Source organism: Idiomarina loihiensis L2TR (assembly GCF_000008465.1).
In the GTDB taxonomy this organism is placed as follows: Bacteria; Pseudomonadota; Gammaproteobacteria; order Enterobacterales; family Alteromonadaceae; genus Idiomarina; species Idiomarina loihiensis.
In genome coordinates this window covers 135,660-147,901 of record NC_006512.1, presented here as the reverse complement: position 1 = coordinate 147,901, position 12,242 = coordinate 135,660, and the positions used below count along the sequence as shown (strand labels likewise).

The 12,242-nt window shown below is 48.1% G+C and carries 15 protein-coding genes; 1 reads left to right on the top strand and 14 read right to left on the bottom strand.

From position 1 onward, the window contains the following. Positions 1 to 9 precede the first annotated feature (9 nt). Genes IL_RS00695 through IL_RS00635 form a run of 13 tightly spaced genes read right to left on the bottom strand, consistent with a single transcriptional unit; the run spans position 10 to position 10,627 of the window. The gene (locus tag IL_RS00695; RefSeq protein ID WP_011233400.1) at positions 10 to 2,238 is read right to left on the bottom strand and encodes an MMPL family transporter; all 2,229 of its coding nucleotides are present in this window, start codon (positions 2,236 to 2,238) and stop codon (positions 10 to 12) included. A gap of 6 nt (positions 2,239 to 2,244) precedes the next feature. Then, positions 2,245 to 2,775, bottom strand: a complete 531-nt coding sequence (locus tag IL_RS00690; protein WP_011233399.1) for a LolA family protein — start codon at positions 2,773 to 2,775, stop codon at positions 2,245 to 2,247. After that, positions 2,772 to 3,182, bottom strand: a complete 411-nt coding sequence (locus IL_RS00685) for an acyl-CoA thioesterase (RefSeq protein ID WP_011233398.1) — start codon at positions 3,180 to 3,182, stop codon at positions 2,772 to 2,774. The genes IL_RS00690 and IL_RS00685 overlap by 4 nt, the downstream gene beginning before the upstream one ends. Next, entirely contained in the window at positions 3,179 to 4,726 is a 1,548-nt protein-coding gene (locus IL_RS00680; protein WP_011233397.1) for an HAL/PAL/TAL family ammonia-lyase, read from the bottom strand. The genes IL_RS00685 and IL_RS00680 overlap by 4 nt, the downstream gene beginning before the upstream one ends. 1 nt (position 4,727) lies before the next feature. Then, entirely contained in the window at positions 4,728 to 5,672 is a 945-nt protein-coding gene (locus tag IL_RS00675; protein WP_011233396.1) for an acetyltransferase, read from the bottom strand. A 2-nt stretch (positions 5,673 to 5,674) separates the two neighbouring features. After that, positions 5,675 to 6,415 (bottom strand): glycosyltransferase family 2 protein, encoded by a 741-nt coding sequence (locus IL_RS00670; protein WP_011233395.1) that lies wholly within the window; start codon positions 6,413 to 6,415, stop codon positions 5,675 to 5,677. Between the two features lies 1 nt (position 6,416). Further along, positions 6,417 to 6,773 carry a (3R)-hydroxymyristoyl-ACP dehydratase gene (locus tag IL_RS00665; RefSeq protein WP_011233394.1) on the bottom strand — a complete coding sequence of 119 codons (357 nt, stop codon included), beginning with the start codon at positions 6,771 to 6,773 and terminating at the stop codon, positions 6,417 to 6,419. A gap of 7 nt (positions 6,774 to 6,780) precedes the next feature. Then, positions 6,781 to 8,130: an AMP-binding protein gene (locus IL_RS00660; protein ID WP_011233393.1), complete on the bottom strand. Its 1,350-nt coding sequence runs from the start codon at positions 8,128 to 8,130 to the stop codon at positions 6,781 to 6,783. Then, on the bottom strand, positions 8,108 to 8,656 hold the full coding sequence (locus tag IL_RS00655) for a hypothetical protein (RefSeq protein ID WP_011233392.1): 549 nt from the start codon (positions 8,654 to 8,656) through the stop codon (positions 8,108 to 8,110). Before IL_RS00655 ends, IL_RS00660 begins: the two co-directional genes overlap by 23 nt. Continuing rightward, positions 8,656 to 8,907 (bottom strand): acyl carrier protein, encoded by a 252-nt coding sequence (locus IL_RS00650; RefSeq protein WP_011233391.1) that lies wholly within the window; start codon positions 8,905 to 8,907, stop codon positions 8,656 to 8,658. Before IL_RS00650 ends, IL_RS00655 begins: the two co-directional genes overlap by 1 nt. 11 nt (positions 8,908 to 8,918) lie before the next feature. Further along, a complete protein-coding gene (locus IL_RS00645; RefSeq protein ID WP_011233390.1) occupies positions 8,919 to 9,191 on the bottom strand; it encodes a phosphopantetheine-binding protein in 273 nt (90 codons plus the stop codon). Then, entirely contained in the window at positions 9,133 to 9,969 is an 837-nt protein-coding gene (locus IL_RS00640; protein ID WP_011233389.1) for a lysophospholipid acyltransferase family protein, read from the bottom strand. Before IL_RS00640 ends, IL_RS00645 begins: the two co-directional genes overlap by 59 nt. Then, positions 9,959 to 10,627, bottom strand: a complete 669-nt coding sequence (locus tag IL_RS00635) for a beta-ketoacyl synthase chain length factor (protein WP_011233388.1) — start codon at positions 10,625 to 10,627, stop codon at positions 9,959 to 9,961. Before IL_RS00635 ends, IL_RS00640 begins: the two co-directional genes overlap by 11 nt. On the opposite strand from IL_RS00635, the gene IL_RS00630 reads away from it, so the two are divergent. Continuing rightward, positions 10,518 to 11,264, top strand: coding sequence for a 4'-phosphopantetheinyl transferase family protein (locus tag IL_RS00630; protein ID WP_167518464.1), 747 nt, complete (start codon positions 10,518 to 10,520; stop codon positions 11,262 to 11,264). The two genes, IL_RS00635 and IL_RS00630, sit on opposite strands and share 110 nt — an antisense overlap. Here IL_RS00630 and galE read toward each other — a convergent pair. Then, the gene (gene galE / locus IL_RS00625; protein WP_011233386.1) at positions 11,234 to 12,241 is read right to left on the bottom strand and encodes a UDP-glucose 4-epimerase GalE; all 1,008 of its coding nucleotides are present in this window, start codon (positions 12,239 to 12,241) and stop codon (positions 11,234 to 11,236) included. The two genes, IL_RS00630 and galE, sit on opposite strands and share 31 nt — an antisense overlap. Between the last annotated feature and the right edge of the window lies 1 nt (position 12,242).

The window sequence follows — 12,242 nt, the reverse complement described above, 5'->3', positions numbered from 1 at the left end:
TTCTTTTCCTTAGTTATCAGGTGACTCTATTATCAACGGACTGAACAGGGCACTCATAAAAACCCCAATTAAAACAATAATTCCAAAAGCCGCAATGGCTGGCGTCGAGCTGAAGCTTAAGGCACCAAAAGCCACCATGGTCGTGAAAGCTGACAGATAAATGGCTTGCAGCGCATGTTCGCGCTTCAACCGTCCGGCGCAAAAAACGCCGTAATCAATGCTGAGCACCAGTACGAACATCGCACCAATGCAATGAAACAAGTTCAGTGGTTGTATCAGCTGTGCCAACAGCAACGCCGTCGACACGGACAATGTCATCACACAGGTAACCTGCCATGCAGCTTGAATCCGCCGTTTGTTGGCTTGCTGATTGCGCAAAAACATTGCCAGTATAGGCAACGACACAAGCAGCAAAGCGATAAGCCACAACTGCATAGAATGTCGGTACTCGGCCAGTGCATCTGATGCATGCTCAATGGGGTTAAAATGCTCCAGTTTCCCGGGGCTCTCGGTGATATCACCATGGTTAAAGGGCTGCTTTAGCCGCACAACACTCATCCAGCCTTCTTCCGTCGGATATAAAAATTGATTCTGTAATGGGTGCTCTTGCTGATCACTGGCGAGTACCAGCTGTCCAAGGCCTAACCATTGCATATAAGTCTTCCCTTCCGGGCTTTTAAATAGTTCTTGCTGCTGTTGCAGCAGTTGCTGCTGCTCTGACGCTGGCAACATATAATCGTACAAGCTAACACTGCCATTAATGTCACCAAGGCCACCTGTCCGTTCCAATGCTTGCTGCTGGGTTTCTCCCGACACTAACAATACATCTGGCTGAAAATAAAAGTCCGTAGTTTTTCGCAGGTGGTTTTCCTGTTGCAGTAACGACTCGGGTGAGCTGGCCAGCAAACGAACATTGTCATTGGCGGTAAAAGACCAAAGCAACAGGCCCAGTGTTGCTAACGCCATAACACTCAACCATGCAGTAGTGTCTGGCTGGCGCATCTGTCGGTAAAGCTGCGCCATGCTATGGCAAAATCGCTGCCAGCCGGGGCGCGAAGCCCCTGGCTGCGGCAACCAAGGTAACGTAACAACCACCAGAACAATGGCAGTGAATAAAGCCACTGCCATAAAAATACCTAATTGCTGTAACAGCGGTAGTGGTAGCAACAGAAGCAAAATATAACCGAAAATGGTGGTTAGCCCGCTAAGCCACAAAGCCGGCTTCAGTGCCGACCAGGCCTTAGCGCCATGACTGCGGGCGATAAAGCCATGAATAACATAGTCAATGCACAGTCCGATAAAGCTGGTGGCAAACACCAACATCAGCACATGCGGCCGGGAGCTTAATAACAAAGTGGCCAATAGCCCTGTCGCTGCCGACACACTTAGTAGTAGCAACGTATAAAACAATTGCTGACCAGAGCGGAATACCCAGAGTAATAAAGCTAACACCAGCAGAAGAGACAGCCCGCCAAACCAGGTCATTTCCTGCTTCGCCTGCTTTGCCGCCGCATCGGAATGGAATAGCAAGCCGCTTCGATAAACATTAATACCGGGTAGTTGCTCAGTTACTTTGGCAATAAAGTCATTTATAACCAGAACTGACTGCCCTGACTGAGTCACGCTTAACGCATCACCCGCAATACGCAGCGGCACTAATACCTGATGAATAGACTCCGAAGTGCGGGTATACAGCCCATTATGACTCTTATATCCTGGCATTAAGTCCGGTAATTGCTGTACAAAACGTTTTGTCAGCAATAGTGGGTCCTGCTTCAAAGGCACTAGAACAGGCGCTGGGCTTTGTAAGGCTTTTTGTGCTTCACTTATTAGTGTTCCGTAGTCGCCGCTCGCAAGCGCTTGCATGTCGTTCGGTGTTGCTAAACGACCGGCCTGATTCTGGTAAAATGACAACACCGCTTTCGGATTTGTCATTTCCGCCAGTTTAATAGTCGGCTCAGCTTCAGTCAGTAATTTCAATTGTTCTTGCACAATAGGCAGTATTTCGCTGCCGGAATACTGCTGTGACTCAAAACCCAACAGCAATTGCTGCGCATTAGGTTGCTGACTTGCTAAGTAACTGCGCTGTAATTCAGAGACTTCATTTGGCAGAGCATCGGCCAGACTGCTGCTCCACTGAGTATTAGAGAGTTGCGCCGACAACGCCGCTACAACGCCAACAATGACAACAAATAACAGCAGTAATCGAGTCGCCAAAGCTGCGCGTACACCCTTCATGCCATCTTACCTTTTGCTCAGTTCTATACGGGTGGTGTTACCGTTTTGCTCAAACAGCTCCACAAGCTCAACACGGTCAGTACCGCAACTGTGTATTTTTTCAATCACACTGGCTAAAGCGTCAGCTTCCGGAACCATCACCACACAATTCTGCTCTAGCGAAAGCCTGAACTGCTGCTTCAATACGGCTTCATCCTGCTGCAGAATCGCCAGTAACAATTGCGCAATGGTGTCACTGCCACTTACCGAGTCTTCATTACCTTGCTCAAAAATACCCTGACGGTTAATGGTTAACTGTTGCTGCTGTGGGTGCTCTGTTGTCCAGACTATTTCGTCTTTTCTAATATCCAACTGGCCTGCACTCACCAAAGGTCTCGGCAGACCCGATAACTGTTTTTTCTGACTGAACTCCAGCGACAGCGGCAAAGGTTCTGATTGCTTTTCAAGTGCCGACAGCGCCTCTGCTGTCGCATCGTCGTTTGCAACGGCTATTACTGATAGCATCAATAGAATCGTCGTTACAAGTAAGCGGATCATGAGCGCTCAACTCCCAGCTTTTCAAACACAATGTCAGGAGATTCAAACAGCATTTCCCGCGTTTCTTTGCACACGGCTACCTGAACACTGGTGGCTTTGGTTAATAGCTCGTTACTTTCAACACAGCGAATTTCATAGTTCATTTTCAGCCGATGTTCCCACTCCACCAAAGTAGCAGTCACCCGAATGTGTTGTCCGTATGTAGCCGACGCAACGTACTTTAAGCGCAAATCGACAATAGGCCATAAATGGCCATTGGCTTCCATGTCGGGGTAATCATAATTGAAAGTACGCAGTAACTCGCTACGCGCCATTTCAATATATTTTATGTAATGACCGTGCCAGACAACATGCATAGCGTCGACATCAAAAAAGGGAACATCAATAATTAAACTGGCTTGTTTCATGCTGGCTCCTGATACAAATTCCATACTTTTAACCGCAACTGGGTAAGCCAATAACGTAATTCCGGCTCCAACTGGCGGTCTTCTGTCAGCAGTTCAAACTGATCAGCCAGACTTCGAAGCATTTCTAAGACACCGGCCGATGGGTTCACCGGTTTGTCTGTAATACGCTTACGCAGTTCAACACCTTGATAAGCTGCCAGCAAAGTGGCAACAACCACCTGTTCGGTCAGTTCCAGAATACGAATACAGTCACGGGCAGCAATAGTACCCATGCTCACTTTGTCCTGGTTATGACACTCGGTTGAGCGCGAAAAGACACTGGCTGGCATAGTCAGTTTTAATGCTTCCGCAGTCCAGGCTGAGCAACCAATCTGCACCGCTTTAAAGCCGTGGTTAATAGACTTACGCTCACCTTCTGCCGCAGACAAGTTCGAGGGCAAACCGTGGTTCATCTTTGTGTCCATCAACAACGCCATTTGCCGGTCGTGTAAATCCGCCAGGTTCGCCACAGCAGTTTTCATCGAGTCCATCACCATAGCAATGTGGCCGCCGTAGAAGTGCCCGCCGTGCAGAACATGCTCACCTAAGCCATCAATAATGGGGTTGTCATTGGCGCTGTTTAATTCATTTTCTATGGTTTCTTTAAACCACGGTAAACTGTCTTTAAGTACGCCGATAACATGAGGCGCGCAGCGGATGGAGTACCGGTCCTGCAGACGCGATGAATTCCTCGGATGCTCCACATGGTTCAGATCTTGTTGGATCCAGCTGGCGACCTGTTGCTGCCCTTTATGGGGTTTCACGGCAAACAGCAGGTCATCAAAATGGTTACTGTTGCCTTCCAGAGCTATGCTCGCCAAGGAGGTAATGCGGCTGGATAACCGGGTTAAGTACTCCGCCCGGTCCCAGGCAAGGCAAGCCAAAGCCGTCATCACGGCGGTACCGTTCATAATGGCCAGGCCTTCTTTTGGCCGCAGTTTGTGAACCGACATACCAAGCAGCTCAAAGGCTTCTGCGCTGTTCATCACTTTATTCCGGAAGCGCACGTCACGCTCACCAATAAGCGCGCCGGCAATGTACGACAAAGGCGTAAGATCACCACTGGCACCAACACTGCCCTCTTTTGGAATAAGCGGCAGCATGTTTTCATTCAACATCACCACCAGGCGTTCCAACAGCTCCCAGCTGACACCGGAATAACCTTGTGCCAACGAGCTTAAGCGGGTTGCCAGAATAGCGCGGGTTTCCTGTTCATCAAAGGTGTCACCCAGGCCACAACCATGAAAACGCGTAAGATGAATGGGCAACTCGTTAACCAGGTTCTCCGGTACCGATACTGTGCAGCTGTCTCCGTACCCCGTTGTCACGCCATAAATCACGCCGTCCTGCTCTAACAGCTCATCCAGAAAACGAACCCCGGCATCGACTTTTTCGACAAACTCCGGCGCGTCGCTTAACGCGATCTGCGCTTTGCCATTGGCTATTTCTACCACGTCTTTAATGGTCAACGGGCGGCCACCAAAGGCTATAATCGATGTCGTCATACTACTGACTGTCCTTCTTCCAGAAATCAAAAAAATTAAACCACTGATAAGGGTAGCGCATCGCCAGCTTCTCCAGCGTTTCACTATAAGCTTTCAGCACTGGCTGCAAAGCTTCCCGCCTGCTTTTCCGGGGGAGTTTGAGTTGGTCACACGCGTGGTTCAGATATAAATCGTAATGCCCGTCGTTGGGGTTCTTTAAGCAGAACAAAAAATACACCGGGCATTCTAACACACTGGCTAATATCCACGGTCCTAAGGCAAATGAGACTGGCTTACCTAAAAAGTCCTGCTCTATGGTTTGTCCGGGCTGAGTCACCGAAGTGCGATCACCGACAATAACCACAAACTCGCCTTGTTCAATGCGCTCTTTCAGCAGTATAGTCAGCCCCATATCAATGTCGGTCACCTGAATCAGGTCGATATCGACTTTCGGGTTTACGTCTTTCAATGCACGGTTAAACGACTGCGCATGCTGAGTGAACACCAGTACATTCATGCGCCGGGTATACTTTTTTGAAGCCAGCGCTCGCGCAACTTCCAGATTACCCAGATGGCTACCAATAAGAATGCCGCCCTGGGGCTGTTTCTCTAAATCATCAAAGTGGGTATCACCACAGTTACGCACCTGGTTTTTAGACACCTTACCGACCCAGGCATCAATTTTTGCCAGAGCGTGCAAACCAAACTGCCAGAAATGGTACCAACTTTGGCGCCAACCCGGCTCAGCAGTAAAAGGAGACCGTTCAGCAGCATATGAATGCACGCGACGAAGGAAGTCGAGAGAGGCCCTACGAGGATCCCCCCCGGTCAAAAAGAAGTAAGTGATCACTGGCGCTAGAATCAGCCGCATTAGCCAATGGCCGCCATACTGATAGGCTCGAAGAACAATAACGATGCCCCAGTAGCTGCCGCGCTCTTTCTTTTTCGCCCAGTGCTTCTCCACCATAATTAGCTTTTAAACCTGCGCAGTAATATAAGTGGTATGCGCGGCAACATGCCGAAAAACAGGCGCGTATGCAGCCAGGAAATTTTCAGGTTGTCCTGCAGTGCGCGAAAATGTGACTGTCCGCCTTGTGGATAAATCACTTTGGTTGGAATAAACAAAACCGGTGTACCTGCCCAGTATAGACGCACCATAATTTCAATATCGAAATCCATGCGTGTGCCGATATGACGACGCTTTATCAAGCCGACCGTCTGGTACAAGGGATATACCCGAAAACCACACATAGTATCCTTTATCTGCATCGATAAGGTTTCGATATGCACCCAAAAGTGGGTGATCTTGCGCCCAATGCGTCGGCTGGTCGGCATGCTCTCATCGTATTGAGGGTATCCACTTATCAGCGCACCGGGGTTTTGCTTTGATAAGGCTAAAAATTCAGGAATATCGTTACTATCATGCTGGCCGTCTGAATCTATTTGCAGCGCGTGAGTAAAGCCCTCTTCAGCGGCTACATGAAAGCCAGCCATAACCGCTCCGCCTTTGCCGCTATTTTCGGGAAGCGTGTGCAGTAATACAAGCGACTTATGCTCTTCCGCCAAAGTCGCCAAAACTTCCTTGGTGTGATCATTTGAGCCATCATCAACAATAATAATTGGCAACTCATAAGGCAGCAGTCGCTCAACCGTCGCAGTGATGGTCTTATCGTGATTATAAATAGGAATAAGAAAGCAATACTGAGACATATTAATTAAACACCAGGCGTCCGGAAGACAGCGCTTTATCACCGTCAGAGTATTTAAACGTGATGCAGTCATCGCGCTTTCTTTCAATCAGCAAATCGACTGTCGCACCAGGCAAAATCATGTCGTTAAACTTTAGCACTTCAATACGCTGAATGGATGTTGGTGTCGACCAATGTTGCCCCGCTAGCTGAATGACCCAGTCCATTTGAGCAACCCCGGGAAGAATCGGGGTTGAAGGAAAATGCCCTTGCAAATAAATACAGTCCGCTGCCAGCTTAAACCGACCGCAAAGTAGAGGCTTTTCTTTGTCACTGAGCCCTTCGGAGAAACTTATAAAATCAGGTAATTGAGTCTGCATGTTATTGCTATTCCTCTTCGAACAAAGCCTGTAGATCGGTTTGTGTCACTTTACCGGCACCGTTATATGGCAACTGCTGCACATAACGGAAACGTTTAGGTACAACCACTTTTTCAAATCTCTGCAGTAAGTGGTGTCGCAACTCTTGTCGCGCTTTAAATCGCCCCTGAGTGCTAAGCTGATTAACGCCTTCAGGCGTTAATATTAAAACTAAGCCCAGTTCAACACGCGGGCTATGTAACACACAAGCTTTAGCTGACTCGACCCAGTCATGGCGCTGAATGAACTGTTCTACTTCGTTAAGAGCCACTCGTTTTTCGGCAATTTTTACAATTCGGTCCTGCCGCCCCAACAACTGAAAATCTCCCTGCCCCTGAAGCCGGGCTTTATCTTCTGTTGTGTAAGGCTTTTGCGGATTATTCAGATACGGTGACTGAATAACCAGTAAACCGTTGTGATTGCAGCTCGCATCCACTCCCGCCAGAGTCTGAAAGTTTTCATTAGAGCCCGGGTTGCGCCGACGCCAGCCTATACCCCCTGTCTCCGTACTACCATACACTTCAATTGGCGCGTTTAACTCATGTTCAGCAAAATCTTCAGGAACAGAATTGGATAGCGGACCGCCTGATGAGAAGACCGTGGCCAAAGAATGGCTGTACTTAGCAAGCTGAGGTAAATTATCCAGCCGCTGCAAATGCGCAGGGCTGCTTATTAAAGCGTAACGCTGGCGGTTAGCTTTCGCCAATATTTGCTGCAACTGCTCAGGGTAGTCGACCAAAGGCAAAGTCACCGGGCGGCGCGCAGCAAGAGGCCAGAGTACCGTGAATAACAATCCGTAAATGTGCTGATGTGTGACCGTTGACAGTATATTGGCCGGCCCTAATTGCTCCGCAAAGGTTTGTTCCAGCGTAATCACTTCTAACCATAACTGCCTGAGCGTTTTTCTGACGGCTTTGGGTTTGCCACTGCTGCCCGAGGTGAAAAAGGTCAGTTGAGAATTTAAGCTGCCATTTAGCGTTAAAGGCGGCGCTTCAGAGCTGGCGTGTTGAGGTAATTCAGAAGGGACTCTGAACGAATAGTGCAACGACAGCTCTGATAAAGTTGCCGGCTTATCATTTGCTGGCAGAACAATTCTCTTTTTACTATTGAGTAAAGCGAACAGCCAGACACTAAAATGATACCAGTCGCGATGATAAAGCAGCGCATCGCCGTCTTGTTCACTTAGCCAGTGGGTTGCCGCCGCAATATCCTTTCGCCACACCGATGCGCTGATAGACTGTCCTTTCACTACGGCCAGCTCAGCATCTGCTTGCTGCCATTGCAGCTGCCATTGCTCAGTGTTTATGTTTAACAACACGTCGCACACTCCACTCAATCACAAAGAGTAACCCAATCAGAACATAGGAGATAAAACCGTTGTATAGCGTCCAGAGTTTGAGGTCGCCATGCACCGCAGTTACCAGCGAAATAGCGCCATTCACGAGGAAAAATATCGCCCAGACCAGCGTCACTTTTTCAGTGTAAGCAACCGCTTTATCTGACAAGGAACCTTCCATAAGCATGGCAAGGCGAGTTATCACCGCTGGTTTGCGCCATAATGATGCAAGGAAAACCAGCAACAAGGCGCTGTTCATCCAAACGGGATAAAACAGCACGCCAGTCAACTGGTCTGCGAAAATAGCTGTCACTGAAACAACCAGAAGTACTGCCAGCGTAAGCCAGCTTCTGGGGTGACGAATGCCCTGGGAAACAATACTTAAACTCAGTAATGCCAGCAGAACCAGCAATAACCAGTTAGTTAGCCCGTTCTGCGCCAGCCACCAGACAAGTAGCGGGTAGGCAATCAGTAAACCACTGATTAATAAGCGCAGACCGTTTTTCATTAGTCGCTGTGAACGAGTTTATAAACTTCTTCGACAACATCTTCGACTGTGCGCACAGCTTTAAACGCGTCCGGACTGATTTTCTTGCCGGTAATTTCGCGTAATTTCACGACTAAATCCACCGCATCAATCGAATCAAGGTCAAGATCCTGATACAAGTTAGCGTCCAGAGAAATGTCGCCAGAATCGATTTCAAAATCTTCTTCCAGAATTTGAGTCAACCGCGCATATACTTCGTCTCTTGTCTTCATCGTTCCCTCGTTTACTCACCACGGTTATTAGCGACAAATTCCGCTAACGTATCGACACTATAAAAATGCTTTTTTGTTTCTGCTGAATTAGCGTCCAGCTTCACGTCATATTTTTTCTTTATCGCCAGACCTAACTCCAGCGCATCAATAGAATCAAGATTCAAGCCATCGTCATCGTCTCCGAACAACGCCGCCGAATCATTAATATCTGCTATCTCTACGTCTTCAAGATCCAGCGACTCGATAATCAAGGCTTTGATCTCTTGCTTCAGGTTTTCCGTCATCTTCTAACACCTTTTCATAGTAATTCTGTAAATCGCGAGTCAGTTGACGCGCAGCAATACTGAGTTTTTCAGCATCGCAATAAGAAGCTGAGTCGATTTCACCAAGATAACGCACCGATAAAGTCGGTTTCCGTTCAGGCGCGCAATACCAGGCTTCATTTTTAATCAATGTCACCGGCAAACAATCCACTCGCAATGCCGTAATTTTTGCCCTGGTACGTAATGCCAGATGCGCCGCGCCACGCTGGAACTTTATTCTTTTTCCCGGAGTGGTTCGTGTGCCCTCAGGAAAAATTATTAGGTTATTACCACGCGCTAAAGAGCGTTCACAATCCGTAACCAAACCTTCAGGGTCATCATTGCTGATATAACCTGTTGAGCGGATGACACCGCGCATAAAGGGGTTTTTCCATAGATGGGACTTAACAACGCAATCCGGGTTCGGCACAAAAGAAATTAATGCTACCACGTCAATCAAACACGGATGGTTTGCAATAATAACGTGACCCCGGGTTCCTTTAAGTTGTTCAATCGCTTGAAAGTCGAAGTTGAACACACCAGTCCACTTCATTATTCCGATAAACCAGCGGAACGTCATTTGCACCAAGCGCCTGGCTCGTGCTTCGCGCTGTCTCTCATTACCATTGGATAATAACGCCAGCGCCGGCAGTGCAGTAATAGACAGCAATAAACCGCCTAGCCCAAAGACGGCAAAGCATAGCCCGGTAGCGAAACGCCGCCAGGTACGATTTATTATCTGCCAGAGACTAAGCAACATGCCAGCTCCACCGTACTCCGTTATAGTCCTTAACCACCTTGCCGCTACAGGAGTCCAGCATCTGTTGAACGCCGTTGGCAACTAACCAGACGTCCTCCTGTAACTGACTTTCTTTTTCAACAAGGCGATCCAAAATCAGTTTCTGTCCGTTTTCTCTATCGAGCAAAACCGCATGCGCAAAGCTTCTCACTGGCGAGTGAACCTGACCAGAATAGACAGCCGGTGGTACCTCATCAGCATAAACCAACAGTACCTGCCTGGTTTCGCTTTGTACCTGGCTTACAGCTTCCAGCCACCCCAGGGGGTAAGTTTGCTCACCGGCAGACAAAGTGGTCATAGCCTGTCGATTGTCTGCCGCCATACTGTATTGCCCCAGTACAGCATTATTCACCGACAACACAAACTGCGTTGGCGATAAGACCTCGCCACGAACCAACTCCCGTAGTAATTTTTCAGTACGGTGCAAGTCGCCATGCCGCGTTGCCAAAACCACTGGCGTCTCTTTTAACTGCGGATGTCGTTCGCTTAGCTCCAGTATGGCTGTCATTATGACTTTTGCATACGAACTCAGTCGCCGCCGGGTAGAAGCTGGTATTTGCTTCAGCCGCTCACGACATTCGGTTTCGACTAATGTACTATCAGCAACAAAAGCTCGCATAGGATTCTGGGCAGATACTCAAAAAAGAAGCGGAATAGTACAGAATCTCAGCGGACATTTCAAAAATATAACATCGCATATGGTTATCGGATATAGACTCTACAACGAAGCAGCATCAAAGAAACAGGTCTCGGCAGCCGCTAAAGATCTGCTGCTGCGGCTTGTCAAAAAATATTGGCCTGCTACTGAACCTCAGCGAATTTCTATTGAAAACAGCGATTCCGGTGCGCCGCTGTTAAATGTGGATGGATGCCCTGTTTACTGTTCTCTTTCTCATAAATCAGGGTGTATCGCAGCGGCTTACTCGACGACAAGTACTATAGGCATTGACCTGGAGAATGTGCATACACGAAAAGACTACCACCGTATTCGCGACTATTATAAGGACGGTTTTCTGGCTGGCAGTACCTTAACTAAAAGTGATTTTTTTCATCACTGGACTCTGGCTGAAGCTTTCGCGAAAGCCTCGGGTGTACCTTTACTTAGCGTACTAGAGAGGCCTCTTCACAGACAAAAGCACTCAGCAAAATACTTTCAGATAGAGCCTTTTTTACTCTGTGCTTATCAGAGCGATTCATCTGAGAGAGAAGACGCTGTATTGCTGTATCAATTAGATAACGATAACCAATGGCAGTAATCCCGGGCTATCGTCTGCAGATCATGTTCGGCCCTCCAATTTAATTCCTGAAGTGCTTTATCAGCCTGAGCGTAACAGCTTGCCACATCGCCCTGGCGACGTTCTGAAAAGTTAACCGGAATAATTTGCCCACTTGCTTGTTCGAATGCATGGATCACGCCCAGTACCGACTCGCCCTTGCCGGTTCCCAAGTTAAAGATATGGTGTCCGGTGCGGGCAAACCCCGCTTCCAATGCCGCAACATGACCTTTTGCTACGTCACAAACATGAATGTAGTCACGTATTGCTGTGCCATCACAGGTCGAATAGTCACCACCATAAACCTGAACAGAGTCAACTTTTCGGGTTATTACATTGCCTATGGCCGGGATCAAATTAGCTGCAGGTTTAATGGGTTGCTCACCAATAACTCCCGACGGATGAGCTCCTGCCGGATTAAAATAACGCAAACTTATAGCCGAGAAAGCGAGGTTTTTCTCACAAAACTCAGCCAAATCACACTCGGATCGATATTTGTTCTCGCCATAGGGATTGGTTGTCGCTCCGGCCGGAGCCGATTCAGCAACAGGGACGCACGACGGGTTGCCGTAAACAACGGCTGAAGAGGAAAAAATTAAATGGTTAACTGAACAGTCTTCCATTACCGCTAGCAGTCTCCGTGTTCCTTCCACATTGGTCAGAAAATATTTCTCTTTTAAGTGGTAACTTTCCTGAGGATTTTTAAGTGCCGCAAAATGCATAACGGCATCGAAAGCGTATTGTTTAAATAGTTTGGTCAGCGCATCCCGATTGCAGATATCAACCTGATGAAATTCTGGTCGCTCACCCGTAATACACTGAATCTTATCAATTACCGAGGCGTTGCTGTTACTCAGGTCATCAATCACAATCACCTGGTAGCCGCTAAGTATCAACTCAACAACCGTGTGCGAACCAATGAATCCGCAGCCTCCGGTAACCAATATCTGTTTCTTCATA